The sequence below is a fragment of the Streptomyces anandii JCM 4720 genome (genome assembly GCF_014650655.1).
GTDB lineage: Bacteria > Actinomycetota > Actinomycetes > Streptomycetales > Streptomycetaceae > Streptomyces > Streptomyces anandii.
Window position 1 is genome coordinate 569,379 of the sequence record NZ_BMVJ01000001.1, and the last position, 2,750, is coordinate 572,128.

A 2,750-nucleotide genomic window follows, 5' to 3' on the forward strand; every position below is an offset into this window, starting at 1 on the left:
ACTGGGCGCGCTGCTGCCGGTGCTGCCCTACCTGCTGGGCGCCACGGCCCTGTGGCCGGCCCTGCTCCTCGCGCTCCTCGGCCTGTTCGCCTGCGGCGCGGTGGTGGCCAAGGTGACCGCCCGGACCTGGTGGTACAGCGGCCTGCGCCAGCTCGCGCTGGGCGGCGCCGCGGCCGGTGTGACGTACGCCCTGGGCACCCTGTTCGGAACGGCCGTAGGATGACGTGCCCGGGACATATACGCTCTGCCGCATAAGTACCCGTTACTCGCTGGTTTCGACTGTGTGACCACCGGGCATGAGCCGTAAGCGCTGTGGGCAATGAGGCCTGCCGCGCACCCACGGGGCGGGTGGACACCGCCCTCCCCGTCCCCCTCAGGGCCGTCACCGGACGCCGATCCGACCGATCTGCGTCCTCTTCCGGCCCCTCACAGCCTCCATCGCCGGGTGCGGAGATCCCCCCGCCGCCGACCCGCGGTGTCCGCATGTTGGAACGGAGTATCCGGTTCCCGAGAACCCCTCCATCATGTAATCTGCACGAAATTTCGCACTTACGCAGAGGGCCAACGTCGTCCCTCGGCACCAGCACATGCCACATGACGACGACGGGAGAGCCGATGCGTACGCCGCGCCAGCCGTCCCAGCATTCCGCGAATGGCCAGAACTGGTCGTTCATGGATGCTCGCCCTGCTGCGCAGGGTATGTACGACCCCCGCAACGAGCACGACGCCTGCGGCGTCGGCTTCGTGGCCACCCTCACCGGCGAGGCGAGCCATGCGCTGGTCGAGCAGGCGCTCACGGTTCTGCGCAACCTCGAGCACCGCGGCGCCACCGGCTCCGAGCCCGACTCCGGCGACGGCGCGGGCCTGCTCTCCCAGGTGCCCGACGCCTTCCTGCGCGAGGTGGCCGGATTCGAGCTGCCCGCCGCGGGCGGCTACGCGGTCGGCATCGCCTTCCTGCCCGAGGACGGCACCGAGGACGCCGTCTCGAGTATCGAGACGATCGCGGCCGACGAGGGCCTGACCGTCCTCGGCTGGCGCGAGGTCCCGGTCGCCCCCGAACTGCTCGGCGCCACCGCCCGCTCCACCATGCCGGTCTTCCGCCAGCTGTTCGTCACCGACGGCGTGAGCGAGGGCATCGCCCTGGACCGCAAGGTGTTCGTCCTGCGCAAGCGCGCCGAGCGCGAGGCCGGCGTCTACTTCCCCTCCCTGTCGGCCCGCACCCTCGTCTACAAGGGCATGCTGACCACCGGCCAGCTCGAGCCGTTCTTCCCGGACCTGTCCGACCGCCGCTTCGCCTCCGCGATCGCGCTCGTCCACTCCCGCTTCTCCACGAACACCTTCCCGAGCTGGCCGCTCGCGCACCCCTACCGCTTCGTCGCCCACAACGGTGAGATCAACACCGTCAAGGGCAACCGCAACTGGATGGTCGCCCGCGAGTCCCAGCTCGCCTCACAGCTGTTCGGCGGCAAGGACAACCTGGAGCGGATCTTCCCGATCTGCACCCCCGACGCCTCCGACTCCGCCTCCTTCGACGAGGTCCTGGAGCTGCTCCACCTCGGCGGCCGCTCGCTGCCGCACTCGGTGCTGATGATGATCCCGGAGGCGTGGGAGAACCACGACTCCATGGATCCGGCCCGGCGCGCCTTCTACCAGTTCCACTCCACGATGATGGAGCCCTGGGACGGCCCCGCCTGCGTCACCTTCACCGACGGCACCCAGGTCGGCGCCGTACTCGACCGCAACGGCCTGCGCCCGGGCCGCTACTGGGTCACCGACGACGGCCTCGTCGTCCTCGGCTCCGAGGTCGGCGTCCTCGACATCGACCCGGCCAAGGTCGTCCGCAAGGGCCGCCTGCAGCCCGGCCGCATGTTCCTCGTCGACACCGCCGAGCACCGCATCATCGAGGACGACGAGATCAAGGCCGCGCTCGCCGCCGAGCAGCCGTACCAGGAGTGGCTGGAGGCCGGCGAGATCGAGCTCGAGGACCTGCCCGAGCGCGAGCACATCGTCCACACCCACGCCTCGGTCACCCGCCGCCAGCAGACCTTCGGTTACACCGAGGAGGAGCTGCGCGTCATCCTCGCGCCGATGGCCAAGACCGGCGCCGAGCCGATCGGCTCCATGGGCACCGACTCGCCGATCGCGGCCCTCTCCGAGCGCCCGCGTCTGCTCTTCGACTACTTCACCCAGCTGTTCGCGCAGGTCACCAACCCGCCGCTGGACGCGATCCGCGAGGAGCTCGTCACCTCGCTGCGCTCCTCGCTCGGCCCGCAGGGCAACCTGCTGGAGCCGACGGCCGCCTCCTGCCGCTCGGTCACCCTGCCCTTCCCGGTGATCGACAACGACGAGCTGGCCAAGCTCATCCACATCAACGCCGACGGCGACATGCCCGGCTTCAAGGCCGCGACCCTCTCCGGCCTGTACCGGGTCTCCGGCGGCGGCGACGCGCTCGCCGCGCGCATCGAGGAGATCTGCGCCGAGGCCGACGCCGCCATCGGCAACGGCGCCCGGCTGATCGTCCTGTCCGACCGCCACTCCGACGCCGAGCACGCGCCGATCCCGTCGCTGCTGCTCACCGCGGCCGTCCACCACCACCTCATCCGCACCAAGCAGCGCACCCATGTGGGCCTGCTGGTGGAGGCCGGCGACGTCCGCGAGGTCCACCACGTGGCCCTGCTCATCGGCTACGGCGCCGCCGCGGTCAACCCCTACCTGGCGATGGAGTCGGTCGAGGACCTGGTCCGCGCGGG

2 protein-coding genes are annotated in these 2,750 nt (G+C 70.8%); both read left to right on the forward strand.

What is annotated here, in order from left to right:
* A partial coding sequence (locus tag IE249_RS35940; protein WP_229857291.1) for a VIT1/CCC1 transporter family protein occupies positions 1-223 on the forward strand: 223 nt, incomplete at its 5' end.
* Positions 224-699: 476 nt separating this feature from the next.
* On the forward strand, positions 700-2,750 hold a 2,051-nt coding region (locus tag IE249_RS35945; RefSeq protein WP_308434298.1), incomplete at its 3' end, for a glutamate synthase central domain-containing protein.